The 21197-nt window shown below is 73.3% G+C and carries 13 protein-coding genes and 1 pseudogene; 2 read left to right on the forward strand and 12 right to left on the reverse strand.

The annotated features are described in order from the left end of the window. A pseudogene (locus tag VIU94_RS37710) lies at positions 1–213 on the forward strand (Imm52 family immunity protein); the annotation flags it as partial. Between the two features lie 24 nt (positions 214–237). On the opposite strand, the gene VIU94_RS37715 reads toward VIU94_RS37710, so the two are convergent. The 11 genes from VIU94_RS37715 to VIU94_RS37765 all read right to left on the reverse strand — a co-directional run bounded on the left by VIU94_RS37715 (position 238) and on the right by VIU94_RS37765 (position 20423). Further along, positions 238–1452: a cytochrome P450 gene (locus VIU94_RS37715; protein WP_331918925.1), complete on the reverse strand. Its 1215-nt coding sequence runs from the start codon at positions 1450–1452 to the stop codon at positions 238–240. Positions 1453–1475: 23 nt separating this feature from the next. Beyond that, complete coding sequence (locus VIU94_RS37720; RefSeq protein WP_331918947.1) at positions 1476–3119, reverse strand: phytoene desaturase family protein; 1644 nt, start codon at positions 3117–3119, stop codon at positions 1476–1478. Positions 3120–3151: 32 nt separating this feature from the next. Continuing rightward, positions 3152–4756 (reverse strand): phytoene desaturase family protein, encoded by a 1605-nt coding sequence (locus tag VIU94_RS37725; RefSeq protein WP_331918927.1) that lies wholly within the window; start codon positions 4754–4756, stop codon positions 3152–3154. Continuing rightward, positions 4753–4905, reverse strand: coding sequence for a hypothetical protein (locus tag VIU94_RS37730; RefSeq protein ID WP_331918929.1), 153 nt, complete (start codon positions 4903–4905; stop codon positions 4753–4755). Before VIU94_RS37730 ends, VIU94_RS37725 begins: the two co-directional genes overlap by 4 nt. Continuing rightward, positions 4902–14507: a non-ribosomal peptide synthetase/type I polyketide synthase gene (locus VIU94_RS37735; protein ID WP_331918931.1), complete on the reverse strand. Its 9606-nt coding sequence runs from the start codon at positions 14505–14507 to the stop codon at positions 4902–4904. Before VIU94_RS37735 ends, VIU94_RS37730 begins: the two co-directional genes overlap by 4 nt. Before the next feature lie 69 nt (positions 14508–14576). Further along, complete coding sequence (locus VIU94_RS37740; protein WP_331918933.1) at positions 14577–15431, reverse strand: sterol desaturase family protein; 855 nt, start codon at positions 15429–15431, stop codon at positions 14577–14579. 293 nt (positions 15432–15724) lie between these two features. After that, positions 15725–16471: an SDR family NAD(P)-dependent oxidoreductase gene (locus VIU94_RS37745; RefSeq protein ID WP_331918949.1), complete on the reverse strand. Its 747-nt coding sequence runs from the start codon at positions 16469–16471 to the stop codon at positions 15725–15727. 101 nt (positions 16472–16572) lie between these two features. Continuing rightward, positions 16573–17736, reverse strand: coding sequence for a serine hydrolase domain-containing protein (locus tag VIU94_RS37750; RefSeq protein WP_331918935.1), 1164 nt, complete (start codon positions 17734–17736; stop codon positions 16573–16575). 113 nt (positions 17737–17849) lie between these two features. Beyond that, a complete protein-coding gene (locus VIU94_RS37755; protein ID WP_331918937.1) occupies positions 17850–18599 on the reverse strand; it encodes an energy-coupling factor ABC transporter ATP-binding protein in 750 nt (249 codons plus the stop codon). Continuing rightward, positions 18596–19360 (reverse strand): cobalt ECF transporter T component CbiQ, encoded by a 765-nt coding sequence (cbiQ, locus tag VIU94_RS37760; RefSeq protein WP_331918939.1) that lies wholly within the window; start codon positions 19358–19360, stop codon positions 18596–18598. Before cbiQ ends, VIU94_RS37755 begins: the two co-directional genes overlap by 4 nt. A gap of 1 nt (position 19361) precedes the next feature. Continuing rightward, positions 19362–20423, reverse strand: a complete 1062-nt coding sequence (locus VIU94_RS37765) for an energy-coupling factor ABC transporter permease (protein WP_331918941.1) — start codon at positions 20421–20423, stop codon at positions 19362–19364. A gap of 192 nt (positions 20424–20615) precedes the next feature. Here VIU94_RS37765 and VIU94_RS37770 point away from each other — a divergent pair, with 192 nt between their 5' ends. Further along, a complete protein-coding gene (locus tag VIU94_RS37770) occupies positions 20616–20978 on the forward strand; it encodes an SsgA family sporulation/cell division regulator (RefSeq protein ID WP_331918943.1) in 363 nt (120 codons plus the stop codon). 31 nt (positions 20979–21009) lie between these two features. On the opposite strand, the gene VIU94_RS37775 is transcribed toward VIU94_RS37770, so the two are convergent. Next, positions 21010–21197: hypothetical protein (locus tag VIU94_RS37775; RefSeq protein WP_331918945.1), on the reverse strand; the 188-nt coding region annotated here is incomplete at its 5' end.

Raw genomic sequence — 21197 nt, forward strand, 5'->3', positions numbered from 1 at the left:
GCCGTCTACCTCTCCGCCAACCGCGCCGCCCTCGCCCCCGAGGGGCTGCCCGGGATCTATACCCGGACAGCCCATGGGGGGCTGATCATCGATCTGACCCACGGCGGGACGCAGGACCCGGGTATCGAGACCATCCTCGACGTCAATCGGAAGCTGCGCGCCGCCGGGGCGCTGGAGCCGCTGGCCACGCCCTACCAGCGGGACAAGTGGTGAGGCGCCCCGGGCACCCCAGCCCCCTCACCACTTCACCGGCAGCGCCCGCAGGCCGCTGAAGAACTCCTTGTCGCGCCAATGGAGTTCGTGCTCCGCGACCGCCAGGCGCAGCCCCGGAAGCCGGTTCGTGACGCGTTCCAGAGTCACCTGGAGTTCCAGGCGGGCCAGGTGGGCGCCCAGGCAGTAGTGGATGCCGTGGCCGAAGCTGATGTGGGGGGTGCCGGGGCGGTCCAGGCGGAGGCGGTGGGGGTGGGGGAAGGCGTCCGGGTCGTGGTTGGCGGCGGCCTGGGAGACGACCACCGGGTCGCCGGCCTGGATCAGGATGCCGCCCAGTTCCACGTCTTCCAGGGCGTAGCGGGGGAGCGTCAGGCCGTTCAGGAGCGGGACGTAGCGGAGTAGTTCTTCCACCGCCCTCGGGATGCGGGACTGGTCCTCCCTCAGCGCCTTGAAGAGTTCCGGGCCGTTCCCCTCCCCCGGGATCAGCAGGACGGCGAAGAAGTTGGCGATCTGGTTCGTCGTCGTCACGAAGCCGCCGATCAGCAGCTCGTTCAGCAGGCCCGTCAGTTCCTCCTCGTCCGGGACCCCCTCCGCCAGCGTCGTCAGCAGATCCTCCGCCGGAGTCCGCCTGCGCTCCTCCACCCAGGCGTGCATGCGCGCGAAGAAGTCCGCCGCCTGCTTGTGCAGCGTCTCCGGGGTCACCGTGCCCGAGCAGACCGTGTCCGCCCAGGCCCGGACCGCCGGGCGGTCCTCCTCGGGGACGCCGACCAGCTCGCAGATCAGGGCCATCGGCAGCGGGAACGCCAGGGCCTCCACCAGGTCCGTCGGCGGGCCCGTCTCCTCCATCCGGTCCAGCAGGTCGTCGGCCACCGCTCGCACATGGTCGCGCAGGCGCTCGATGCGGCGGGCGGTGAACTCCTTGGCCAGCAGCGCCCGCAGCCGCGTGTGGTCGGGGGCGTCGAGCGCGATCAGGCCCCCTCCGGCCCGCGGCATCGGGCCGATCCTCGGCTGGTCGCGCCGTACCGCCTCGGCCAGGCTGAAGCGGGCGTCCGACAGGACCGCGCGGACGTCCTCGTAGCGGGTGGCCAGCCAGGCCTCGTCGCCGTACGGGAGGCGGACCCTGACCGGCGGGCGGTCGCGCAGCCGCCGGTAGCCGTCGGGCAGGCCGAGGCCCTGCGTCGTCCAGAAGGGGTAGGACAGGGGTTCCGTCGTCGGCGTGGGCGAAGCCTTCGGTTCGGTCACGTCTGGTGTGCCTTTCTGTTCCCTCATACGTACGGGCCTACCGCGATGTCCACATGCGTCGGCGGCGGTGCGCTCGTGTCGATCTCGGCCCTGAAGTCGAGGCCGTCGTCACGGCAGATGAACTGCATGACCTGTCGGCCCGCCGCGGCCGCCCGGATCAGTCCGCCGGTCGTGGCCCACACGCCGGAGAGGTAGAAGTTCTCCAGGCCGGGCAGCACGGGGCCGTTCTTCTTGACCAGTTCCTCCATCGCCTCGCCGCTCTCGACGAAGGGCTGCCAGCCGAGGAACGTGCCCTCGTAGCTGCCGGTGTAGCGGATCTGGGTGAGGGGGGTGGCCACGTCCTTCACCGACACCGACGCCTTCAGGCCGGGGTGCAGCTCCTCCAGGAAGTCCACCACCGTGTCCCGGACCGCGCGTTTGGCCAGGGTGTACGCCTTGCCGCGCTTCACCGGCAGCGTGTGCAGCTCCGCGCCCCGGCGCGGCCGGCTGAGCCGCTCCGGGCCCTCGGCGAGGTCCCGCCAGGGCGCGGTGTCGGAGTAGTACGTGGCGTAGACGACGGACGTGTCGCTCGGCGACATCTCCGGATAGTGGCGGCTGCGGAACTGGATGTTCAGGCTGGGGTGCATGAGGCCGGTGAGCCGGGACGCCGTCGCCTCGTCGAGCAGGTGCGTCGTCGTCGGGACGGCGTCGGGGTACGGGCGGCGCAGCCCCAGGAAGACGCTGACGTAGCCGGGGAAGACCATGCCGGGCCGGTGCAGCGTCTCCCGGTACAGCGTGGCGTACTCGCCTTCCAGGTAGCGGCCGTCGAGCAGCTTCAGGAGCGTCTCCGGGCCGTCGCACGCGGAGACGACGATGTCGGCGTAGTGCTCCCGCCCGTCGGAGAGCCGGATCCCGACCGCCCGGTCGTCCTTGACGAGGATCTCCTCGACCCGCGCGTTGTACGTGACCTCGCCGCCGAGCCGCAGATAGCGCTGCTCGATGGAGCGGGCCAGGCCCAGCGAGCCTCCCTCGGGCACGCCGGCCGACCGGAGGTGCTGCGCGGCCATCTGGAAGTAGAACGGCAGCACGGGGAAGTTGGGCTGCTTCTCGTACAGGATGTAGTTGAACGCCTCCCGCAGCAGCGGGTCCTTGAAGCGGGTGGAGTACTCCGTCATCAGCACCGACATCGAGGTGCGGAAGAGATTGAAGTACGGGACGAACCCGGCCAGCATCCCCCAGCGTTCGCGCCGGGACATCAGCCCCACCGGCTTGAGGAACGGGTACGCGGGCAGGACGGCGATGAACTTGCGCAGGCCCGCGCAGAACGACCGGATCTGGCGGGAGTCGGCCGGGGAGAGATCGAGGAGGTGGGCTTCCAGGCGGTCGGGGTCGCAGTAGAAGTGGACGACGCGGCCGTCGGTGCCGCGGACGGTGTTGAAGACGTCGAAGTGGCGCATCTCCTTGCCCTGCAGGGCCCCGAGTTCGAGCCAGATCCGGTGCATCTCGTTGCCGGGGCCGTTGCCGAGGAGCCAGCTGATGCAGGCGTCGAAGGTGAAGCCGCCCCGGTCCCATCCGGTGCAGCAGCCGCCGGGGATCTCGTGCATCTCGAAGACCTGGGTGCGGTAGCCGTTCATCTGGGCGTACGCGCCGGTGGACAGGCCGCCGAGGCCGCCACCGATGACGATCATCGTCTTTCTGCGCACGGCACGTGCCACGGCCGTCACCTCACCCTCCGCGCTTCGAGCTGCGGCAGCCGGCCGAGCTTCCCCGGGTGCCAGGGCTCGGTCCCGCCGCTCTCCCAGGCCCGGAACTCCAGGCCGAGGTCCCGGCACAGGTACTGGGTGACGAACCGGCCGCTCGCGGCGGCCCGGATCAGACTGCCTCCGCCGAACCACTGGCCCGCGAGCGAGAAGCCGGCGAGCCCCGGCAGCCGCATCCGGTCCTTGTTGATCAGGCCGGTGATCACGTCGTCGGCGGGGGTGAAGGACTTCCAGCCGAGGATGCTGCCGCCCCGCACGCCCGTGTACCGCTCCGTCGTCGTCGGCGACGCCACGTCGACGACCTCGATCGCCTGCCCGATGCCCGGGTGGTGTCGCTCCAGGAAGCCCCGGACGAAGTCCGCGACCTCCTGCTTTCGCGCCCAGTACGCCTTGCGGTCGGTGCGCCGCAGCTCCTTCCAGGACGCGTAGTCGCTGAAGTACGTGCAGTGCACGACGGACTTGCCCGGCGGGGCGAAGCCGTCGGAGTAGCGCGAGCGCATCTGCACGACGAGGCTGTTCTGCAGGCAGCCGGGCAGCGCCTTGGCGTCCGCCTCGGAAAGCAGGTACGTGGTGCTGTGCCGGGCGGCCGGGTCGAGCTCGTCCTTCAGCCCGACGAAGGCGGAGACCACGCCCGGGTAGAGCAGGTCCGGCTGCTCGGCCATGTCCGTGAAGAGCTTCTCCGTCTTCGGGCTGGAGTACCGGCCGCCCAGGAGCCCCTGCAGCGTCGTCGCGCCGTCGCAGGCCGAGACGACGTGGTCGGCGTAGTGCCGCTCCCCGCCGCGCAGCTCCACGCCGATCGCGCGGTCGTTCTCCACCAGGACCCGCTCCACCCGGGCCCGGTAGTCGACGCGCCCGCCGAGCCCCAGGTACCGCTCCTCCACCGAGCGGGCCAGACCGAGTGAACCGCCCTGCGGGAAGCCCGCGTTGAGGTGGTACGCGCTGGCCATGTTGAACAGGTACGGCAGCAGCGGGAAGACCTCGTGGTCCTGGAAGAAGATGAACGGGAACGCGCGGCGCAGCAGGGGGTCCTGGAACCGCGCGCAGAACGTCTCCATCCGCGTCACCGCCGTCCGCCACAGCAGGACGAAGGAGGGCAGGACGGTGCGCAGCATCGCCAGCTTCTCGCGCGGGCTCTGCAGCGGCGGCGGGGTGAGGAACGGGTACAGGTTGATGCCGATGAAGCGCCGCAGGTCGCGGCAGAACGCGCGGATCGGGCGGGCGTCGGCCGGGGAGAGTTCGAGGAGGTGGGCTTCGAGGCGGTCGGGGTCGTTGTAGAAGGTGACGGAGCGGCCGGTCTCGTCGGTGACGGTGTTGAACATCTCGAAGTTCGCGACCGTCTTGCCGTCCAGCGCGCCGAGCTCCCGCCACAGCCGGGCGGCGTCGTTGTTCCGGCCGGTGCCGGTGAGCCACTCGATGCAGTAGTCGAAGACGTAGTCCTGTCGGGACCAGGCGGTGCAGCAGCCGCCGGGCAGCACGTGCCGCTCGAAGATCCGGGTCTCCGCGCCGCTCATCTGCGCGTAGCAGCCGGTGGACAGGCCGCCGATGCCCGCGCCGATGACGATCACCCGGGGCGGCTCGCCGGGAGCGCGGGAGGTCCGCCGCTCCCATACGGGTCGTGGTTCACGTACGGGTTGTGGTTCACGTACGGGTCGTGGTTCACGTACGGCTCGTGGTTCACGTACGGGGCGTTGCTCACGCCCGGGCTGGTGCTCACGCGACATCCGACTCGCCCTCCTCGCCGCCGCCCAGGAACGCGACGCCCTCGCGCGCCGCCGCCGCGATGTCGTCGCCGAGCGCGGCCCGGGCGAGCGCGGCGTTCCGCTCGGCCGGCTTCTCGTCGAGCATCTCGGCGTGGAGCCCGCTGCCGCGCACCAGCCGGGTGCCGGTGGTGGAGGCGGCGTGCCAGCTGCCGCGCTGCCCGGCCGCGTACAGCCCGGCCTTCGCCTCGTCGGAGATCACCGTCACCGCCGCGTCCACCGTGCCGTGGTTCGGTGTGCGGCCGCAGTACTCCAGGTAGTCCCTGGCCTGCCCCAGGGTCTGCTCGGTGACGGTCTCGGAGCGGGTGTGGCGGCGCAGGTGGTCGCGCAGCTCGTGCTCGAAGGCCTCGATGTGCTCGGCGGCGAGCCCGTACGTCTCGGTGATCCGGTACGAGTCCATGATCACGACGTGCGGGACGCGCCGCCCGCGCCGTTCGAGCTCCTTCGCGACCTCGAAGGCGAGGTTGCCGCCGAGCGAGTAGCCGAGGAGGAGGCACGGGCCCTCGGGCCGGAGCGACTCGACGAGGTCGGCGTAGCGGTTGGCCTTGTCGCCGTCGACGTGGTTGAAGGCGTGCAGCTCGTACTCGGGCAGGTGGGCGGCGAAGTTCCGGTACACCAGGCCGTGGCCGCCGGCCGGCGGGAAGCAGAACAGCGGGGCGCCGCGGCCCGCGTTGAAGGTCAGATGGGACAGGGCGCCGTCGACCTTGCCGGTGACGATGTCCTCGACGGTGCGGGCCATGCCGTGCAGCGTGGTCACCTTGAACAGCAGGCCGACCGGGATCGCGATGCCGAACTCCTTCTGCAGGTGGTGGATCAGCTCGATGAGGGTGATGGAGCTGCCGCCGGCGGTGAAGAAGTCGCTGCGCAGACCCACCTGTTCGAGACCGAGGACGGCCTTCCAGTGGGCGGCGACCCGCTCCTCGTAGAGCGTGACGGGCGGTTCGTGCTCGTCGTCCGCGACGGCCTCGGCGGTCGGCGCGGGCAGGGCGGCCGGGTCGACCTTGCCGTTCGGGGTGAGCGGGAGGGCGTCGAGGACGGTCAGGTGGGTCGGGATGAGGTACGTGGGGAGCTGGGCGGCCAGGCGACGGCGCAGGGCCCGCGGGTCGAGGTCGGCGTCGGCATCGGCGTCGGGGGCGGGATCGGAGGCGGAGGCGGGGTCGGAGTCCGTGCCCGCCGCGCGGACGACGTAGCCGCAGAGCGCCGGCTCTCCGCCGGTGTCGGTGCGGACGGTGACGTACGCGTCGGCGACGCCGGGCACGGAAGCGAGCAGGGACTCGATCTCGCCGGGCTCGATGCGGTGGCCGCGCAGCTTGATCTGGGCGTCGGCGCGGCCGAGGAGGTGGATGCGGCCCCGGTCGTCGCGGCGCGCGAGGTCGCCGGTGCGGTAGAGCCGCTCGGGCAGGGCGTCGGGGCCGTCGTCCAGGGTGAGGTCGACGAAGCGGGCCGCGGTCTGCTCCGGGTCGCCCGCGTAGTCGACGGCGAGGCCCGCGCCGCCGGCCCACAGTTCGCCGACGACGCCGGGCGGCACGGGGCGGCGGTGCGTGTCGAGGACGTGCAGGACGCAGTTGGGCAGCGGTACGCCGATGGGGACGGTCCCGTTCGGGTCGAGGCCGTCGACCGAGCCCTCGAAGCAGGCGCTGTCGACGGTCGCCTCGGTCAGGCCGTACGAGTTGACCACCCGGGTGTCCGGCCCGGCCAGGCGGCGCAGCCGCTCGTACTCGGCGACCTTCCACGTGTCGGAGCCGACGATCAGCAGGCGCATGAAGTCGAGCCGGAGCCCGCCCGACTCGCAGTGCCGCGTCAGGGCGCGGGCGACGGCGGGCACGAACTCGGCGCTGTCGACGTTCTCGGCGGTCATCGCCTCGTACAGCCGCGCCGAGTTGAGCAGCAGCTCCCGGTCGGCGAGGACGAGCCGGCCGCCGGAGCACAGGGCGCGGACGAGGTCCCCGGTGAACACGTCGAAGGAGACCGCGGCCATCTGCAGGTGGACCCCCGGCTCGACGTCGAGCCCGTACGCGACCCGCCAGGCCCCGTACAGGGCGGCGAGGGAGCGGTGCGAGACCCGGACGGCCTTGGGGCGACCGGTGGAGCCGGAGGTGTGGATCACGTAGGCGAGGGCGTCGGGGGCGGGGTCGTGGTCGGGGTCGTGGTCGGGGTCGTGGTCGTGGGTGGGAAGTCCGTCGGCTGAAGCGTCCTCGTCGAGGCGCACGTCCGTCACGAACTCCGCGTCCAGGTCCGCCAGTTTCTGCTCGCCCTCCTCGTCGGTGACGACGAGCCCCGCCCCCGCGTTGCCGACCATGTACGCCAGCCGCTCCGCCGGGTGGTCCGGGTCCAGTGGCAGATACGCGGCGCCCGCGCGCCACACCGCCAGCAGCGCGACGATCAGCTCCGGCGACTTCGGCAGGCAGACCGCGACGACGTCGCCGCCGCGCGTCCCGCCCGCCCGCAGCCGGGCCGCGAGCGCCGCCGAGGCCCGGTCCAGCTCCCCGTACGTCACATGCCGGGCCGGGCTCCCCGGCACCGTGACCGCGACGGCGTCCGGGGTGCGGGCCGCCGCCTCGGCGAACAGGCGGTGCGCCGGGAGGTCCTGGGCGACGACCGGGCCGCGCGCGGCCGGGCCGTGCAGGATCGCGCGCCGCTCGTCCGCGCCCAGCATGTCGAGCGCGGCCACGGCACGGTCACCGGGGGCGCGGGTGAGGGCGTCGAGCAGCGCCGAGTAGTGCGCGGCGAGCCGCCGCACCGTCCCGGCCCGGAACAGGTCGGTGTTGTACTTCAGGACGCAGTGGAAGCGGCGCTCGGACTCGTCCTCGTACGCCGACAGCGTGAGGTCGAACTGCCCTTCCTCCTCGGGGAGTTCGATGTAGTCGAGGTGGTAGCCGTACTGCTGCGAGGACACCTTGTGGGCGAGCAGGATGAACATCGCCTGGAAGACCGCGGAGCGGCTCGGGTCGTGCGGCAGGCCCAGCTTCTCGACGAGGAGCACGAACGGGTACTCCTGGTGGTCGAGCCCGCCGAGCACGGTCCGCCGGACCTGGGCGAGCAGCTCGGCGACGGTCGGGTCGCCGGACAGGTCGGCGTGCAGCGGCAGCGGGTTGACGAAGTACCCGTACACGGAGGCGAGTTCCTCGCCGGTGCGGCCGGTCACCGGGCTGCCGACGACCAGGTCGTCCTGCCCGGAGTGCCGGTGGAGCAGCAGGTAGTACGCGGTCAGCAGCACCATGTAGACCGTGACGTCGTGCTCCCGGGCCAGGGCGTGCACCCGGGCGCTCAGCTCCTCGTCGAGGACGAAGAACTCCGACGCGCCGTTGTGGGTCTGCACGGCCGGCCGGGGCGCGTCGGCGGGCAGGGCGAGCGCCGGGATCTCGGCGGGCAGCGCGCCGCGCCAGTACTCCAGCATGCGGTCGGCCTCGGGCGAGGCCAGGAAGCGGTTCTGCCGGTTGAGGAAGTCGAGGTACCGGGCGGGCACCGCGGGCAGCTCGACGGCGCGGCCCGCGCGCATCCCCTCGTACAGGGCGAGCAGTTCCTCGATGAAGGTGAAGGTGGAGATCGCGTCCGAGACGATGTGGTGGACGGCCTTCATGAGCACCCAGCGGTCCGGCCCGCGCCGGAACAGCCGGAACCGCATCAGCGGGTCCCGGGCCAGGTCGTACGGCTTGCGGTACTCCGCGACGATCAGCTCGCGGATCTCGTCCCACTCCAGGCCCTCGACGTCGAAGACCCCGAAGTCCGGCTCCAGGACGTCGGAGATCCGCTGGACCGGCCGGCCGTCCTCCAGGACGACGTTGGCGCGCAGCACGGGATGCCGGGCGACGAGGATGCGGACGGCGGCGGCCATCAGCTCGGGCTCCAGGACCGTGCGCACCTCGACCGCGCCGCCGATGTTGTACGCGAAGCCGTCCGGGTTGAGCTGCTTGAGGAACCACAGCGCCTTCTGGTTCTGCGTCAGCGGGTGACGGTTCGGGTCCTCGTGGATCTCGACCGTCGCCTCGGCCGCCGGGCCCGCCGGGCCGTCCGCGCGGGCCGCGAGGGCGGCGGTGGCCTCGTGCAGCTGGGCGATCAGCTCCCGTACGGGCGCGCCGCTGAGCAGCGCCACGACGGGCAGCGCGACACCCGTGCCGGCCTGGACGCGGGCCCGCAGCTCCATGGCGAGCAGCGAGTCGAGGCCGAGCGCGCCGAGCCCGGTGTCGGGGTCGATCCGCTCCTCGGCGACCCGCAGCACGGCTGCGGCGGGGGCGGTGAAACGGGCGGCGGCGAGCCGGGCGCGCTCCTCCTCGTCCGCGGCGGCGCGGAACCGTGCGAGGTACGCGGCGGGCTCGTCGGCCCCGTCGGCGTCGCCGTTCCCGCCGGCCGCGGCGGTGCGGGCGGCCTCGGCGGCGAGGTCGGCGACGAGCGGGGGCGCGGTCGGGTACCAGGCGAGGAAGGCCTTCCAGTCGCTGATCGTGGCGATCAGCAGCTGGGCGCGGTCCTGGCCGAGGACCCGCTCCAGGACGGCCGTGCCGGCGGCCGGGGAGAGCGAGGTCATGCCGCGGACCGTGCGGTAGTGCTCGACCAGGCTCAGCTCCTCGATCATGCCGGTCGCCCAGGGGCCCCAGTCGAGGCTGAGCGCGGGCAGGCCGCGGGCCCGGCGGTGGTGCGCCAGCGCGTCGAGAAACGCGTTGCCCGCCGCGTAGTTGGTCTGGCCGGCGGTGGTGAGCAGGGAGGCGACGGACGCGAAGAGCACGAAGTGGTCGAGGGGTTCGTCGCGCAGGTGGTGGTGGAGCAGCCAGGCGCCGGCGGCCTTCGGCGCGAAGACGGCGTCGAAGGCGGCGCGGTCCATGTCGCGGACGGGGGTGTCCCGTACATGCCCGGCGAGGTGGAAGACGCCGCGCACCGGCGGGGCGTCCTGGGCCCGGTGGGCGGCCAGCCAGTCGGCGAGCGCCTGCTCGTCGGCGATGTCGAGGGCGGCGTGCACGGCGTGCGCGCCGAGGGCCTCCAGCTCCTTGACGAACCGGGCGCCGGAGCTCGCCGGCGCGTCCGGGTCGAGGGCGCGCCAGGTGGCACGGTCGGGCAGTCCGGTACGGCCGACCAGGATGAGGTGGCGGGCGCCGCGCCGGACCAGGGACCGGCACAGCAGCCGCCCGAGCGCCCCGAACGCACCGGTGACCAGGTACGCGCCATCCGCGCGGAGCCGGGGCGGCAGCGGCCGGGTGAGCCCCTCGGGGCGGGTGAGGCGGCTGACGAGCCGCCGCCCGCCGCGCAAGGCGACCTCGTCCTGCGGCCTGTCGCCGGGGGCGAGGATCTCGCGCAGCAGCTCAGCGGCCTCGGCGTCCGGCGCCCGGCGCACGGGATCGAGGTCGATCAGCTTGCCGGGGTGCCCGGTCAACTCCTGGTGCCGCAGCACACGCCCGACCCCCCACACCGGCGCACCGAGCGGCTCGACCGGCTCACCGGGCTCCACCGCCTGCGCGCCACGGGTGACGAGATGCAGGGCCGTGGGCTGCCCTGGGTCGTCCTGCAGCACCCGGGCGAGGGCGACGACGGAGTACGCGCCCAGCGCGGCGTGGGCGTCGAGGTGGTCACGGGAGGTGGAGTCGAGGGCGGGCAGGTCGAGATTCCACAGATGGACGATGCCGTCGAGGTGGGGGTGGGCTGCGGCAAGGTCGCCGAGCAGCCGACGCAGGTGCTCGGCGTCCCCCGGGACGACCTGGGACCCAGGCCCGTCAGCGTCGAAGACGTATCTGTCCCCAGGCCGCACGAGGTGGCAGAACCCGCCGCGCGCGCTCACCCGCTCGGCGAGGGCATCCGCCACTCCCCCGGACTCGTCGGCGAAGAGCAGCCAGCCTCCGGGGGTGGGAGGGAGGAACCCGCCGGGCGCGGGGACACGCTCGGCGAGAGCGTCCGCCGCATCCGTGGGCTCGTCGTCCGGACTCGGCTGCTCGACGTCGTCGTACGGGGCCTCCCTCCACGTGAGTTCGGCCAGCCAGCCGTCGATGGTGGCGAGGCTCGCGGCGGCCTCGGCCTGTTCTACGTCGGCGGCGTGGAAGCCTCGGATGTGGCCGGCTGGGGCGCCGGATTCCGTGCGGAGGACGACGTCGCCGATGAGTTCGTCGTCCGTGCGGCGGGTGATGGTGGCGTGGGCCCATAGGGGCTGGTCGCCGACCGGGACGGTTCGTACCTCGTCGACGGAGAGGGGCAGCAGGATGCCGGTGTCCGGCGCGTCGGGGAGGCCGGCCACCAAGAGGGCCTGGAAGCAGGCGTCCAGGAGGGCAGGGTGCAGCTGGTGGGCGGACGCGCCGTCGCCCAGGGCCTCCGGCGGGCGGATCAGGGCCGCGGCCTCGCCATCGGAGCGCCACACCTCGGCGATGCCCTGGAAGGCGGGGCCGTAGTGGTAGCCGAGGGCGCCCAGGGTCGCGTAGCAGGCAGCCGCGTCGAGGTGCTGCCCGCGGCGCTCGGGGAGGGCCGCGGAGCCACCGGCGGCGCCGACGCCGCCCGATCCGCCGCGCACCACGCCGCACGCGTGCACCGTCGGGCCGTCGCCGCCCGCCGCCCCGTCCATCGACGCCACCGTGAACGCAGCGGACTGCGCGGAGAGCGACAACTGGACGGTGCGGGGCGCGTCGTCGGGCAGGAAGAGGGCTTTGCGCAGTTCGATGTCGCCGAGCACGACCTCGGTCGCGCCGGTCAGGGCGCGGACCGCCTGGGTCGCCATCTCGACGTACCCGGCGGCGGGGAACAGCGTCCGGCCCTGGATGCGGTGGTCGGCGAGATACGGCGCGGACTCGACGTCGAGCGCGACCTCCCAGGCGGGCTCGGCGGTGTCGAGCCGGCGGCCGAGCAGCGGGTGGTCGACCCGGCCGAGCCGCACCTGGGCGACCGGCTCGGGCTCGGTCCAGTACCGGTCCCGCTTCCACGGGTAGCGCGGCAGCGGCACCGTCCGGCCGCGCGGGTGCAGTACGGCCCAGTCGACGGGGACCCCGAGCGTGTGCAGCGCGGCCAGCGAGGTGGTGAAGCGCAGCGACTCGTCCTCGGCGCGGCGGATCGACGGCAGCGTCGTGACGGTGTCCCCTTCAAGGTGCGCGGCGAGGCATTCGCGGATCGCGTGCCCGAGCACCGGGTGCGGGCCGATCTCCAGGAAGGTGCGGTGACCGTCCGCCGCCATCGCGTCGACGGCGGCGCGGAACCGCACGGTGTCCCGGACGTTGCGCCACCAGTAGCCGGCGTCGAGCTCGGGCCCCTCGGCCCGGCCCTCCGCGCCGGTCAGGTAGAGCGGCAGCCGGGCGGCGCGCGGCTCGATGCCCGCGAGCCCGGCGCGCAGCTCCCGCTCGATCGCGTCCATGGCGGCGCTGTGGTACGGCACCTCCACGTCGAGGAACTTCGCGAACACCCCGTCGGCGCGCAGGGCTTCGGCGTACGCGGCGAGCGCGGCCGCGTCCCCGGCGAGGGTCAGCGCGCCGGGGCTGTTCACGGCGGCGATGGAGATCAGCTCGCCGTGCGGCGCGGCCCGGCGCACCGCATCGGCCTCGGGCAGGCCGACGGCGAGCATGGTTCCGGCGCCTGCGAGCCGGTGCTGGAGGCGGCTGCGGTGGAGCACGATCCGCACGGCGTCGGCGAGGCTGTAGACACCGGCCTCGTGGAACGCGGCCACCTCGCCGGTGCTGTGCCCGACGACGGCGGAGGGGCGGACTCCGTGGGCGCGCCAGAGGGCGGCGAGACCGACCTGGACGGCGAAGTTGGCGGGCTGGGCGAGCCAGGTCTCCGCCATCCGGGACTGCTCCGCCGGGGCGTTCAGCTCGTCGACGAGGGACCAGCCGGCCTGGGCGACGATCTCGCGGTCGACGGCCTCGACGGCCTCGCGGTAGACGGGGCGGGTGGCGAACAGTTGGCGGCCCATGCCCCACCACTGCGGGCCCATGCCGGTGAACACCCAGGCGGGGCCGGGATGTCGGTCCTCGCGGGCGCGGCCGAGCAGGACGCGCGGGTGCTCCTCGCCGCGGGCGTGCGCGGCCAGCGCCTCGTCGAGGTCGGCGGCCGTCTCGTACACCACGGCGAGGCGGGCGTCGTGGTGCTGGCGGCGGTGGGCGTACGTGTGCGCCAGATCGTCGAGCCCGGCCGAGGCGGGGTCGGCCGATGCGAGGCGGGCGGCCTCCGTACGTACGGTCTCCGCGAGCCCAGGCAAGACAACGGCGTCGTGCGCGCTCAGCGGAAGGACACCGTGGCGCGGGCGCTCCGGACCCGCCAGGGGAGCCGCCGCAGCGGGCGGGGCCTCAAGGAGGACATGCGCGTTCGTGCCGCCGAAGCCGAACGCGTTGACGCCCGCACGGGCCGGGCCGTCGTGCGCCGGCCACGGGGTGACCCGGTCGGGAATCTCGAACGGCGCGGCGTCCAGGTCGATCGCGGGGTTGATCCGCTCCAGGTTGATGTGCGGCGGGATCAGCCCGTGTTCGAGGCTGAGGGCGGTCTTGATGAGCCCGGCGATCCCGGCGGCGGACTCGGTGTGCCCGATGTTCGTCTTGACCGATCCGACGTAGCACGCGTCGCCGGGCCTGCGGCCGACGGCGAGCGCCCGGGCCAGCGCGCCGGCCTCCACCGGGTCGCCGACCGGGGTGGACGTGCCGTGCGCCTCCACGTACTGGAGTCGGCCGGGGGTGATCCTGGCCTGTGCGCAGACCTGCTCGATCAGCGCGACCTGGGCGTCGGCGCTGGGCACGGTGATGCCGTTGGTACGACCGTCCTGGTTGACCCCGGACGCGGTGATGACCGCGTGCACCGGATCGCCGTCGCGCAGCGCGTCGGAGAGCCGCTTGAGCGCCACGATCCCGACGCCCTCGGCGCGCACATAGCCGTTCGCGTCGGCGTCGAAGGTGCGGGAGCGGCCCTCCGGGGAGAGGAAGCCGCCCTTGGTCTCGGCGATCGTGTACTGCGGGGTCAGATGCAGCAGCGTGCCGCCGGCCAGGGCGAGGGAGCTCTCCCCGCGCCGCAGGCTCTCGCAGGCGAGGTGGACGGCGACGAGGGAGGAGCTGCACGCGGAGTCGACGGAGAGGCTGGGGCCGCGGAAGTCGAAGCAGTGCGAGAGCCGGTTCGACACCATCGTCATCATCGTGCCGGTGGCCGTGTGCGCGCCGAGGGTGTCGAACCGCAGGTCGGCGAACTGCAGGATCTTGTAGTCGAGGGTGAACGCCCCGACGAACACCCCGACGTCCCGCCCGGCGAGCTCGGCCGGCCGCTGCCCGCCGTCCTCCAGTGCCTCCCAGGCGACCTCCAGGAGCTTGCGCTGCTGCGGGTCCATGGAGTGCGCCTCGCGCGGGCTGATCCCGAAGAACTCCGGGTCGAACTCGTCGAACCCGTCGATGTATCCGCCGCGCCCGCCCACCAGCCGGCCGGGTTTGGCCTTGTCGCGGGAGCCCAGTCCGGCCGCGTCGTATCTGTCCGGCGGGGTGTCCGTGATGCAGTCCTTGCCCTCGACGAGGTTGCGCCAGAAGGCGCGGTGGTCGTTCGCGCCGCCGGGGAAGCGGCAGCCGATGCCGATGAGGGCGATCTTCTCGGGGAGGGCGGACGGGGACGTACGGGCATGTTCGGGCATGAGCGGTCCCTTGCATCGCGACAGAGAGACGACAGAGGTAAGAGAGAGAAGAACGTTGAAGGCCGTGAGTCACCCGGCGGAGCGGCGCCAAGGGCTGGCGAGCGTGGCCAGGATCCGGCCGGTGGCGGGGAACGCGTCCGGGTCCACCAGTCCGACCGCCTTCGGCTCGCGGCCCGGCCGCCAGGTGAAGGTGCCGAACAGCCGGTCCCAGAGCGCCAGTTCGGAGCCGTAGTGGCCGGCCTCGGACAGGTCGGTGCTGTGGTGCAGCCGGTGCTGCTCCGGTCCGACGAGGACGTGGTTCAGCACGCCGAGCCGGACCCGGACGTTGGCGTGCACGAAGTAGCCCTGGGCGACGACGAACAGCCCCACCGCGAGCACCGCGCGCCCCGAGAACCCGACCATGGCCAGCGCCAGTTGGACGAAGCCCTGCGAGATGAGCACGTCGGCGACGTGGTTGACGCCGTTGTTCCCGACGTTGACCTTCCCGGGCACGTGATGCACCCCGTGCAGCCGCCACAGCCAGGCGTACGTGTGCCCGGCCCGGTGCACCGCATAGCTCGCGAGCGAGCCGACCAGCAGGGCCAGGGGTATCTCGGCCCAGAGCGGCAGCGCCGGCCGGGGCGGGGCGACCGCGCCCACCGCGAGGAGCACCAGATTCTGCCCGGACGCGCCGCCGACGGCGGTGAAGACGTAGTACACGGCGTACCAGCCCCACTCGCGCCGGTCCGGCCGCCAGGACGGGTCGTACGGGATGAGGTGCTCCAGCAGGACGAGGTAGCCGAGCACCGCGAACTGGAACAGGAAGACGGCGTGCCCGGCGGTCCAGCCCCGCGCCTCGATGAGGACGAAGACCGTGCCGGCCGCGAGGAGCAGGACGGGCTGGGCGGTGACGGCCAGCAGGTCGCGTCCCGAGAGCCGGGGCATGGCACTCCTCCTCGCTTGTGTCGGCGCGCACGTGGGAGCGCTCCCCGGACGTGCGCTGCCGCCGAGGAGCTTGATGACAGTATGAATTTGGGCGACTACGCACAGCAATAGGCTCTGCGGGGCGCACGGTGTCGCGAGCGCCGCCTGAGTGATCCGCACACCCCCGGGGCGCGCGCGGGGAGTTCTCGCCAACCGGGGTTGAACCGCAGGGCGTTGGTCAAGGTGGGAGCACTGTCGGAGCCGGATCGATTCGGCAGCGGCGGGGCGCGTGGGCCGCCGCGTGGGGGCGCGCGTCAGCGTTCGCCGCGGGCCATCGGGAAGGCGGTGTTCACGGCGAGTAGTCCCCCGTCGACACGGAGCGTGGTCCCGGTGATCCAGGAGGCGTCGGCGGACGCGAGGAAGGCGACCGCTGCGGCGATGTCCTCGGGACGGCCGACCCGGCCCAGCGGGTACACCCGCCGCGCCAGCTCGTCGAGTTGGTCCTCCCGGCCCTCCCAGGCACGCGTGGCGACCGTGCCCGGGTTGATCTGGTTGACCCGGACCCCGCGTGGCGCGGCCTCGCCGGCGAGGGTGCGGGTGAAGGAGCCGAGCCCCGCCTTCGCGGCGCTGTAGGCGTGGTTGCCGAAGTCCTGTTCCGCGTTGACCGAGCCGATGTTGACGATCGCGCCGCGCCCGGACGCCGCGAGCAGCGGCAGCGCGGCGCGCGAGCAGCGCACCGCGCCCATCAGCGTGACGCCGAGGCTCTGCTCCCAGGCGTCGTCGGGCTCGTCCTCGAAGGGCGCGCCGTTCGGCAGGACCCGCGCCAGCGCGTTGTTGACCAGCACGTCCAGGCCGCCGAAGCGCTCGGAGGCGTACGCGACGGCCGCCTGCGCCGACGCCCGGTCGCCGACGTCGCAGCGCAGGCCGACGGCCCCCGGGATGCCGGCCGCGGTCAGCTCCGCGGCCTCGCCGTCGACGTCGGTGACGAGCACGGCCGCGCCCTCCGCCGCCAGCCGCCGCGCGGTGGCCGCGCCGATCCCGCGCGCGGCTCCGGTGATCAGCGCAGTGAGCCCCTCGAAGCGATGAGCCCTGAAGTCGTCCGTGCGGGAGTCCGTGCTGGAGTCCGTGCGGGAGTCCGTGCGGGAGTCCGTGCTGGAGTCGGTCACAGCACCGAACGTACCGCCCGGATCAGCGCCTGTGCCCGAGGATCGGCCGTGACGGTCTTGCGCATGCCGTTGGTGACGTAGCCGAAGGCGATCCCGCTCTCCGGGTCCGCGAAACCCAGCGAGCCGCCGCGGCCCGGGTGGCCGAAGGAGCCGGGGCCGAGCAGCGGGGAGGCCGAGCCGTGCAGCATGTAGCCGAGGCCGAAGCGGGTGCCGACCATCAGGACCTTGTCGGGGCCCGCGGACTCCTCGGTACGGGCCAGCGTCACCGTCGCCGGGGCGAACAGCCGCCGGCCCTCGACCGGGCCGACGGTCGAGGCGTAGAACCGGGCCAGCGCGCGGGCGGTCGCGATGCCCGCGGAGCCGGGGAGCTCGGCGGCCCGGTAGACCGGGTTGTTCTCGTCCGGCTTGGGGTCGATGGCCCCGAAGGCGCGCCGGGTCAGCGACGCGGGGTCGGTGTACGCGGCGGTGACGGAGCGCTTGGGGCGCAGCTTGAGCGCGCCGCCGTCGGCGGGCTCGATCTCCTCGACGGGGCCGAGCCGGCCGACCCGGTGGGCCTCCTCGTCGGGCAGTCCTATCCAGAGGTCGAGGCCGAGCGGCGCGGCGATCTCCTCGGCGACCCAGCGGCCTATGGTGCGCCCGGTGACCCGGTGGACCAGGCCGCCGACGAGCCAGCTGAAGGTGTGCGGGTGGTAGCCGTGCGCGGCGCCGGGCTCCCAGACGGGGGCCTGGGCTGCGACGGCCGCGAACGCGGTCTCCCGGTCGACGGCCTCGGCGAGGGTGAGCGGCCGGTCGAGCACGGGCAGCCCGGCGCGGTGCGCGAGCAGCTGGCGGACGGTGACGCGGTCCTTGCCTGCGGCCTTGAACTCGGGCCAGTACGTGCCGACCGGGGCGTCCAGGTCGAGCTGTCCGCGCTGGTGCAGCAGCAGCGGCACGGCGGCGGCGACGCCCTTGGTGGCCGAGCGCACGACCTGCGCGGTGTCCAGGGCCCAGGGGGCGGAGCTGCCGGCGGCGTCCCGGGCGCCCGCCCACAGGTCGACGACCTTGACGCCGTCCCGGTAGACGGCGAGCGCGGCGCCGTGCTCGCCGCGCTGCTCGAAGTTGCGCAGGAACGCGTCCCTGACCGGCTCGAATTCCGCCGCTGCCGTGCCCTGGACGTCCACGTCCCCACTCTCCCTCGCGTTCGGGTCCCCTCATGGTGCAACGCGGGGTGGCGGAGTCCGATTCCGGGGGTGGGCCGAGCGTCCCGCCCCGGTTACCCCCAGGTAGCGATCACTCACGCACCCGTGGTCACGGACCTCGGGTCGAAGCCGAACGGCAGCTCCAGTCGGTGGCGGCGCATCAGCTCGTCGTCGCAGAGGACGTCCTGGGTGGCGCCGTCGGCGGCGATCGCCCCGTCGCTGAGGATCACCGAGCGGGGGCAGAGCTCCAGGGCGTACGGCAGGTCGTGGGTGACCATCAGGACGGTGACGTCCAAGGAGCGCAGGATGTCGGCGAGTTCGCGGCGCGAGGCGGGGTCGAGGTTGGAGGAGGGCTCGTCCAGGACGAGGATCTCCGGCTCCATGGCGAGCACGGTCGCGACGGCGACCCGGCGGCGCTGCCCGAAGGACAGGTGGTGCGGGGGCCGGTCGGCGAACTCCGTCATGCCGACCCTGGCCAGGGCCTTCTGCACGACCGCCGCCAGTTCCGCGCCCCGCAGCCCGGCCGCCGCCGGACCGAAGGCCACGTCCTCCCGGACGGTCGGCATGAACAGCTGGTCGTCCGGGTCCTGGAAGACGATGCCGACACGGCGGCGGATCTCCGCGAGGTTCTTCTTCGCGACCGGCAGCCCGGCCACCGCGACCGAGCCCGCGCCGCCGGTGAGGATGCCGTTGAGGTGCAGGACGAGGGTGGTCTTGCCGGCCCCGTTGGGGCCGAGCAGCGCGACCCGCTCGCCGCGTCCGACGGTCAGGTCGACGCCGAACAGGGCCTGGTGGCCGTCGGGGTACGCGTACGCGAGCCCGCGCACGTCCAGAGAGGGAGTCATACGGTGGTCCATCCCAACAGGCAGACGAGCAGGGCGGCGACGGGCAGCGCGGCGGCACGCGACCACTGGGCACGCGTGGCGGTCACCTCGTCGATGACCGGCATCGTGCCCGTGTAGCCGCGGCTGACCATCGCGAGGTGGACGCGCTCGCCGCGCTCGTACGAGCGGATGAAGAGCGCGCCCGCGGACTTGGCGAGGACGCCCCAGTGCCGGACGCCCCGCGCCTCGAAGCCGCGCGAGCGGCGGGCGATCGACATCCGGCGCATCTCGTCGGTGATCACGTCGCCGTAGCGGATCATGAAGGAGGCGATCTGCACCAGCAGCGGCGGGAGTTTGAGCCGCTGCAGGCCGAGCAGCAGCTCGCGCAGTTCGGTGGTGGAGGCGAGCAGCACGGACGCGGCGACGCCGAGGGTGCCCTTGGCGAGCACGTTCCACGCGCCCCACAGGCCGGGGACGGAGAGCGAGACGCCGAGGACGGTCGTCTGCTCGCCGGGCACCACGAACGGCATGAGGAACGCGAAGGCCACGAACGGGACCTCGATCACCAGCCGGCGCAGCAGGAACCCGGCCGGGACGCGCGCCGCCGCCGCGACCGCGGCGAGCAGCACCGCGTACGCGGCGAAGGCCCACATGGCCTCGCGCGGCGTGGAGACCACGACCACGACGAAGCCGAGGACGGCGATGAGCTTGGTGTGCGGGGGCAGCTCGTGCACCGGCGAATGGGCGTGCCGGTAGAGCTTGTGCGCGTGCCCCGCTCCCATGTCAGACCCGCGCTCCGGACTCGACGGACGTGCCGACGGACCCGGACCCGGCCGCCCGGCGACGGCGGACGACCCAGAACGCTCCGGTGCCGACGGCGAGGGTCGCGCCGACGCCGATCACGCCGGCGAGTCCGCCGGAGAGCCGGGCGGTCTCGATGCCCTTGACGCCGTAGTCGGCGAGCGGGGAGTCCGCGCTGGCGTGCTCCTCGACGTTCCGGTCGATGCCCTTGTCCGCGGCGACCTTCTCCAGGCCGTCGGGGCTGGCGGAGGCGTAGAAGGAGACGAATCCGGCGAGGAGGAGCGCGGTGACCAGGCCGCCGGCCCAGAGCTTCTTCGGCGAGCCCGTCGACGGCTCGTCCTGCTCGGCCGGGGCCGCGTCGACGAGCTCGCCGCCGACCCGCAGCTTCAGCGGGGCGCGCAGCCCCCGCGCGCCGAAGACCAGGTCGGGGCGGACGGCGACGACCGCGCCGACGGTCAGCATGGTGATCACGGCCTCGCCGAGGCCGATGAGGGTGTGCACGCCGACCATCGCGGTCAGCACCTTGCCGGTGGGCACGTCGGTGGTGCCGCCGATCGCGTACACGAGCGTGAAGACGGCGGCCGCGGCCGGCACGGAGACCAGCGCGGCGACGAAGGAGGCGACGGTCACCGAGCGGCGGGTGCGCGGCAGCAGCTTCGCCAGGCCGCGGAAGAGCGCGTACGCGACGAGGACGGTGACGACGCCCATGACGGTGATGTTCACGCCGAGCGCGGTCAGGCCGCCGTCGGCGAAGAGGACGCCCTGCATCAGCAGGACGACGGCGATGACGAGGACGCCGGTGTACGGGCCGACGAGTATCGCCGCGAGCGCCCCGCCCAGCAGGTGCCCGCTGGTCCCGGCGGCGACCGGGAAGTTCAGCATCTGCACGGCGAAGATGAAGGCCGCGACCAGGCCGGCCAAGGGCGCGGTCCGCTCGTCGAGTTCGCGGCGGGCGCCGCGCAGGCCCACGGCGACGGCGCCGGCGGCGACGACGCCGGCTGCGGCCGACACGGGGGCGTTGATGAATCCGTCGGGTACATGCACGGACTAGATGATGCGCCCTATTGCGAACTCTTTGCAAGAACGCATGAACCACAGCACGGGTCGGCACGGATCGCGGCACGCATCGCGACACGCGGCGCGGCGTGGATCACAGCATGGCTCGGCCCCGATGGGGCAGGAGACCCAAAGTGTGGGAGATTAGAGGATAAATGGGACGAATGTGAGGAGCCGGTGATGACCTCCACGACTGAAGGCCCCGCTGTCGAAGACCATGCCAAGGGCCGGATCGTCACCGACGCCCCGCTGTCCCGGGCCGTCCCCGTCGCACTCTCCTACGACCCGGGAGCCGATCCCGCCGCCGTCCGCTTCCGCTTCCCTGGCGGCGTCGAGTGGACCTTCCCGCGCGCCCTGCTCGAATCCGGGCTGCGCTCCCCGGCCCGCCGCGGCGACGTCGGCGTCTGGCCCTGCGGCCGGGTCCAGACGGTCGTCGAGTTCCACACCGACGACGGGGTCGCGGTGGTCCAGTTCGACTCCGCCGCCCTGATCCGCTTCCTGAGGCACACGTACGCCGCCACCGCGTCGGTCCCGACACGCTGACGGCGTACGTACGCGGCACAGGGCCGCAGGATCAGACCTTCACGAGCTCCCGCTCACCGGAGCCCGAGCCGGAGTCCACAGGACCGGCCGTCTTCGCCAGACCCTCGCCCTCCACGTCCACGTTCGGCAGCACCCGGTCCAGCCACTTCGGCAGCCACCAGGCCTTGTGGCCGAGCAGCGCGAGGACCGCGGGCACGATCGCCATGCGCACCACGAACG

This window comes from Streptomyces sp., from assembly GCF_036566765.1.
Taxonomy (GTDB): domain Bacteria; phylum Actinomycetota; class Actinomycetes; order Streptomycetales; family Streptomycetaceae; genus Streptomyces.

Bases quoted from the DNA above. Each gene is read 5' to 3' on its own strand.
- VIU94_RS37735 (WP_331918931.1), bottom strand. From the start codon at position 14,507: ATGCCCGAACATGCCCGTACGTCCCCGTCCGCCCTCCCCGAGAAGATC.
- VIU94_RS37770 (WP_331918943.1), top strand. From the start codon at position 20,616: ATGACCTCCACGACTGAAGGCCCCGCTGTCGAAGACCATGCCAAGGGC.
- VIU94_RS37720 (WP_331918947.1), bottom strand. From the start codon at position 3,119: ATGATCGTCATCGGTGGCGGCCTCGGCGGCCTGTCCACCGGCGCGTAC.
- VIU94_RS37755 (WP_331918937.1), bottom strand. From the start codon at position 18,599: ATGACTCCCTCTCTGGACGTGCGCGGGCTCGCGTACGCGTACCCCGAC.
- VIU94_RS37740 (WP_331918933.1), bottom strand. From the start codon at position 15,431: ATGCCCCGGCTCTCGGGACGCGACCTGCTGGCCGTCACCGCCCAGCCC.
- cbiQ (WP_331918939.1), bottom strand. From the start codon at position 19,360: ATGGGAGCGGGGCACGCGCACAAGCTCTACCGGCACGCCCATTCGCCG.